Raw genomic sequence first — 5,593 nt, 5'->3', positions numbered from 1 at the left:
GTGTTGACGTAGTCCGTGGTGGTGACCATCGGAACACCCACGCTCTGCGCCCCGGCCCGCWGGAGCAGGCTGCGCATAATGTACTGGGCACGCTCGGTGCCCTGTTCCTGAATCAGGGTATCCAGGGACTCCAGCCATTCGGCGGTCTCTTCCGGATCACGATCAGGCAGCTGGTTTGTCAACCCGCTGAGGATATGGGAGGTATCTTCTCCTGCAGCCACGTCCAACCTCTCTTTGAGCGCATCTATCGGCACCCTCAGCTCCGGGCAGGGTGACTGCCTGGCGTGAACGCGACGTGTGCGACATATCGGTTACAACAGCCCGGTCGTATGCGCCGGGCAAGGTCCAATCACGGTACGCCTGCCTGTAATTAGCAGGGCGGTTGCCCGCGCAGGCGTAGTCGTCATCAGCCACTCTAGCCGTGCGCGCTGGCGGATGCGTAGCCGCCCCATGGACCCGCCGCCGTATTTCACGGGCATACTGGTTGTGTGACGAAGCACTGCCCGGCAGCCTTCGGATCGTCTCGTGTGACGCAGAATATGGCGGATCGCGGGGCCAACAGCTTGAAGCGAGAGCTCAAAGGGTGTTGGCTTGGAGTAATGGAAATCACTAGTGCCATTGAAAACATGAAGCAATTCACAAAGCATAGGAGCAACACGTGAGCGAGGCCGACGCCGCCACTTCGGTAAATGTGGCGGAGAAACTGGGTTTCAAAGACGGGGACCTGATTCAGGAATTCGGTTATGACGACGATGTCGACTTCGACTTGCGAGACGATATCGAAGATCTCACGGGCTCTGAGCTTCTCGACGAGGACGATCACGAGGTGGTCGATGCCGCCATTCTTTGGTGGCGGGCAGGTGACGGAGACCTTGTTGACACCCTGGTCGATTCGCTGACCACTCTCACCGAGGGCGGCGTTGTGTGGGTCCTGACTCCCAAGTCCGGCCGGGACGGCTACGTGTCGCCGGCGGACATCCAGGACGCCGCGCCCACCGCAGGGCTCCACTACACCACCTCCGCCGGCGTCTCGAAGGACTGGAGCGCCACCCGGCTGGTCACGCGGAAGAACAAGTGACCCAAGCGGTCCAGCAGGAAGCCTCCGGGCCGGCCGCCGCCGTCGCGCCCGTTCCCGCTGTCGGCGATTTTGCCCCGGATTTCGAGCTCGCCAATCAGTTCGGCGAGCCGGTAACCCTCTCGGACTTCCGCGGGCGCAATGTCGTCATTGTCTTTTATCCCTTCGCTTTCTCCGGCATCTGCACCGGGGAACTGTGCGAAATCCGGGACAATCTGGCCCTGTTCGAAGATGCCGATGCCGCCGTGCTGGCAGTCTCGGTTGACAGCAAGTTCGCCCAGCGGGCCTACGCCGAAAAGGAAGGCTACGGCTTCGACCTGCTCGCCGACTTTTGGCCGCACGGCGCCGTGGCCTCGGCGTATGGGGTGTTCGACCCTGAGAGCGGCATGGCGCTGCGCGGCACCTTCATCATCGACGCGGCGGGAATTGTCCGCTACGTCGTGGTGAATCCCCGCGGCCAGGCCCGGGACCTTGCCGAATACCGGACTGCCCTCGCGGGACTCGGCGGGAACTGATCCGGTGAGGCAGCGGCGGCCAGGAATCGGGATGACCGGGTTTGCCAGCCTCCCGCCGGTCACGGCCGCCGGGACCGCCGCTGAGCTCCGGCGCAGCGAACTCGGGATCCTGCAGGACATCCACGGCCTCCTGTCCGGGCTACCGTTCGCCGTGCTGACCGGCGCTGGCCTGAGTACGGATTCGGGCATCCCGGACTACCGCGGCCCGGGCGCCGCGCCGCGGACCCCCATGACCTACCAGGAGTTCATCGGCGCACCCGGAAACCGGCAACGCTACTGGGCCCGCAACCACATCGGCTGGTCGCACCTGCGCCGGGCGGATCCCAACGACGGCCACGCCGCGGTGGCCCGGCTGGAGCAGCGGGGACTGCTCACCGGACTCATTACCCAGAACGTGGACCGGCTCCACGAGGACGCCGGCAGCGTCAACGTGGTGGACCTGCACGGCCGGTTCGACCAGGTTGTGTGCCTGGACTGCCACCGGCGCTTCAGCCGCCGGATGCTGGCCAGTGTCCTTGAGGAACTCAACCCCGGGTTCCTGGAACGGGCCCAGGCCGCCGGGGTGGTGGAAATGGCTCCCGACGCCGATGCCGCAGTCGAGGACTCCGGACTCATCGAATCGTTCGTCGTCGCCCGCTGTCCCGCCTGCGGGGGAACCTTGAAACCGGACTTTGTGTACTTCGGCGAAAACGTGCCCAAGGACCGCGTTGAGCGCTCTTACGCCATGGTGGACGCGGCCCGGGCGCTCCTGGTGGCAGGTTCGTCGCTCACCGTGATGAGCGGCCTGCGATTTGTCCGCCACGCCGCGAAACAGGGAAAAGCCGTGGTCATCATCAACAGGGGACCGACCCGCGGGGACGGCCTCGCCACCATCAAGCTGGAGGCAGGCGTCAGCGGGGCCTTGACCTGGCTCGCCGCCGAGCTGCCGCCACTGTAGCGGAGGGCCGGGCGGATTGGCTTGGCGATTGGCGCTTGGCCGGTGACATCCGGTACAGTAGCTGTTCGTTGGTTGAAGCGCTGAGGCGCGGATTCCGCGGTTTGGGTCTTTAGCTCAGCTGGTAGAGCGCCACGTTTACACCGTGGATGTCATCGGTTCGATCCCGGTAGGACCCACCACAGAAAACCCCGTCATTTCGGACCAAATGGTCCGCAAAAACGGGGTTTTGTGCTTCCGGTAGACCGGCTCAGGCGCTTTTCGGCGCCGATTCGTTGGGGCCGCTGATGGGCGCTACGTTCCCTTCAAGCAGGGCATATGCGTTGGCGAGCCGTTGCACGGCCTGCGACTGGTTGGTTGAAACGCCAACCTTCACGATCGAATCCAGCACAATAGCTTTCGCCTTCTCCAGTTTCTGAGCGTTCGATTCAGCCATGTTGGATTCCCTTTGGTTCTTCCAAGGCGCCCTGTGCGCCCCGGCACGGGACCGAACTTATCACTTGCCCCGCCTAATTCGGGAAATCTCCGTCATTATTGACACCGCATGCCTGCGCTATGCGGTTCGCGGGCAGGCCGGCGATACAGTTGAACGGGACGTTGAGACAATTTTGCGGAGGATCATGTTTTACGGAGTCACTCGCTACAGCCTCTTCTCACCCGGATCGCAGTCGTGGAAAACGTCCAGCAGCGGTGTCTTCAAGACTCCCGAAGAGTACATGGGGTATCTCTTTTCGGAACGACGGCTTGAGTTGCGGGAGGAAATGTTCTTCACCCGTTCCGTGCCGGCGCTGGCCGCCATGGCTGAAGATTACGACTACAAACACTTCGTTCTGTATTCCAGCCTTCTGCCGCAGCGCCATCAGGAGGTGCTGCTCGCGGCCGCGGCCCACTACCCGTTCCTGGTCCCGGTGGAATGGAACGACGTCGTCCGGGGAACTGGCATCGAAGAAGTGAAGCCCCTGATTGAGCAGGACCTCGCCAGCAAGTTCGACGCCGACGCCGGCGTGCAGCCGGTCGCGTGGTTCCGCCTAGACGACGACGACGTGCTCGCCACCAACTACCTGACACGGCTTGCAAGCTACCGGGCCTTAAGCAATGTCGGCATGGCCGTGTCCTTCGGCCTCGGCCTGACAGCCTACAAGGCCGACAGCGAACTGGTGAACCTTCGGGAGTACTACCACCCGAAGTCGGCGCAGGGCATGGCCTTCGTCGCTGCATTCGACCCGATCCGGGGCCGGCTCGAAATCAACACACCCGGTCCGCATCACGGTGTGGACCGGGTGATGCCGACCATCCTTGATTCCCGGGAGCACATGTTCTTCCAAGTGCGTCACGGCGATCAGGACTCAACGCTCAGCACCACCCCTTATGAACGCGCCGTCGCATCCTTGGCGCGGCTGGACAAACTTCCGGCTCTGCGGGCGGAAGGGATCTCCGCAGATAGGTGGCCAACCCTCTACCAAGACATCATCCGCGGTGAGCCCGCGGCGCATGAGCTGTCCTTCCCCGGCGCGGAACTCCTACGCCTGTCCCAAGAGACCGCGCTGGTGTTTCCCCTGGACCCGGAGATTACCCAGGGGCTGCTTGAGTTCGAGTTTGAGTTCGAGTCAGCGCAGCAGCTCAACGGGGCTTTTGCCGTCATCTCGTACGAGCTCAGTGCTGCAGAAGGCGTGGACGTTGAGGAACTGGGACTCAAACTTGGGCTGCGATCAAGCCCCGATTACGGATTGTACCGGCTGGCCTGGTCGCGCGAATCCCGCGGGGTGGTGCGCCACAGCCTGCCCCTGCCAGAAGGCCTTACGATTGCGGGCATCGCGCTGCGGGGCAAGAAGATACAGCCGGCAGATGTCTTCATCCGTTGGTGCGAGCCGCGTGTAGTGTCCTTGCACGCCGCCGACTACTACTGAGAGTCCGACGCCGGCCCGCGCTCCGAAAATGTCCGGGACCTAAAATGTCAGGGCTTAACCCTAATGTGACGGGCATGGAGCACGTAATGGTGAAGACAGGCCCGGACGGGCGGCCCCTGGCGGTAGTCCGCGGGGGCAGGGAATGGTTGATCGGGGTCGAGCCGGTCCGCTGGTTCGAACGGGTCAGCTGGTGGGAGGCCGAGCGCCGGATGCCCAAGGGCCTGAGCCGCGTTGACGTCGAGGTCTGGCAGGTCCAGGCAAGGCTTGGCCGCAACCGGGGATCGGCCCTGACCACCATGGAACTGATCCGGGACGGCCTCGGCGGCGGCTGGCGGCTCCGGGAAGCGGTCGCGGACGCCGCGTAAGATGGCGGGGCGGGCAACGATCGGCCGGTCCCGCCGGCTTCTGATGGTGGTCCCGGACACCGGCTCAACCCGGGCATTGGAAAAGCCTTCCACCGCGACTATTGGGGGATGCCGCGGTGGAAGGCTTGTAATGAATATACCGTGAACGTTTGGAAATGTGAAACACCGACGGCGTTTCACCGCGGCAGAATTACGCCATTCGATGGCCTATTCGCAGGCCCCGGGACCCTGCCGCCTAGGATGTTTTCATGACCGCCACGAGTGCCCGCCGAATCGCCAGAGTCCGCCCCCTTTCCCGTGCTGCCGACGACGAACACTTCTTTGTCACCAACGACGCACCGGACTTTGCCAGTGCGGCCGGCCGGGTGTGGACGGTAGCCACCTCTCCGTTCCCTGGCTCTGTGGCCAATGCCGGCAGCCGGCCGCGCGGCGGCTGGGAAATCGGCGCGACGGTGGATGAGGCATCGTTTACGTTCCTCGCGCCCAGCGTCCCGGCCAACGTCCTGGGCATGGCGCACAATACCGGCCGCGCAGGCCGCGACCTTCCGCCGCAGGCCTTCCACAAGGCGGCGACCAGCGTGGTCGGTCCGGGCGATGCAATTGAACTCCGGCCGGGGGTGGGTCGCGTCGAGCCTGAGGCCGAACTGACAATCGTCATCGGGCGCAAAGCCCGCGGATTGACGCCCGGCAACGCCAAGAGCGCAGTCCTGGGATACACCATCGGAAACGACGTCTCCGCCAGGGACCTGCAGGAATCCGACGAGCTGTGGATCAGCGCCAAGAGCCAGGACACGTTC

Annotated in this window: 8 protein-coding genes and 1 tRNA gene; 7 read left to right on the top strand and 2 right to left on the bottom strand. The window is 63.9% G+C overall.

Going from position 1 to position 5,593, the window contains the following annotated elements:
- Window positions 1–221 (bottom strand): hypothetical protein (locus AC1DR1_RS22760; RefSeq protein WP_476993414.1); only part of this gene is annotated, 221 nt, incomplete at its 3' end.
- A 437-nt stretch (window positions 222–658) separates the two neighbouring features.
- Here AC1DR1_RS22760 and AC1DR1_RS22755 point away from each other — a divergent pair.
- The 4 genes from AC1DR1_RS22755 (at window position 659) to AC1DR1_RS22740 (ending at window position 2,706) form a co-directional block, all read left to right on the top strand.
- A complete protein-coding gene (locus tag AC1DR1_RS22755) occupies window positions 659–1,078 on the top strand; it encodes a DUF3052 domain-containing protein (protein WP_018773429.1) in 420 nt (139 codons plus the stop codon).
- On the top strand, window positions 1,075–1,590 hold the full coding sequence (locus AC1DR1_RS22750; RefSeq protein WP_229994462.1) for a peroxiredoxin: 516 nt from the start codon (window positions 1,075–1,077) through the stop codon (window positions 1,588–1,590). The genes AC1DR1_RS22755 and AC1DR1_RS22750 overlap by 4 nt, the downstream gene beginning before the upstream one ends.
- Before the next feature lie 31 nt (window positions 1,591–1,621).
- The gene (locus tag AC1DR1_RS22745) at window positions 1,622–2,527 is read left to right on the top strand and encodes an NAD-dependent protein deacetylase (RefSeq protein WP_476993413.1); all 906 of its coding nucleotides are present in this window, start codon (window positions 1,622–1,624) and stop codon (window positions 2,525–2,527) included.
- Between the two features lie 103 nt (window positions 2,528–2,630).
- Window positions 2,631–2,706 (top strand) — tRNA-Val (locus AC1DR1_RS22740).
- 68 nt (window positions 2,707–2,774) lie between these two features.
- Here AC1DR1_RS22740 and AC1DR1_RS22735 read toward each other — a convergent pair.
- Entirely contained in the window at window positions 2,775–2,960 is a 186-nt protein-coding gene (locus AC1DR1_RS22735) for a hypothetical protein (protein WP_229994465.1), read from the bottom strand.
- A 1-nt stretch (window position 2,961) separates the two neighbouring features.
- On the opposite strand from AC1DR1_RS22735, the gene AC1DR1_RS22730 reads away from it, so the two are divergent.
- The 3 genes from AC1DR1_RS22730 to AC1DR1_RS22720 all read left to right on the top strand — a co-directional run.
- Window positions 2,962–4,431 (top strand): glycosyltransferase, encoded by a 1,470-nt coding sequence (locus tag AC1DR1_RS22730; protein WP_476993412.1) that lies wholly within the window; start codon window positions 2,962–2,964, stop codon window positions 4,429–4,431.
- 86 nt (window positions 4,432–4,517) lie between these two features.
- Window positions 4,518–4,796: a hypothetical protein gene (locus AC1DR1_RS22725; RefSeq protein WP_364744024.1), complete on the top strand. Its 279-nt coding sequence runs from the start codon at window positions 4,518–4,520 to the stop codon at window positions 4,794–4,796.
- 248 nt (window positions 4,797–5,044) lie between these two features.
- On the top strand, window positions 5,045–5,593 hold a 549-nt coding region (locus AC1DR1_RS22720), incomplete at its 3' end, for a fumarylacetoacetate hydrolase family protein (protein WP_476993411.1).

It is taken from the genome of Arthrobacter sp. P4_F10 (assembly GCF_056401435.1).
This window is presented reverse-complemented; position numbering and strand designations above follow the sequence as displayed.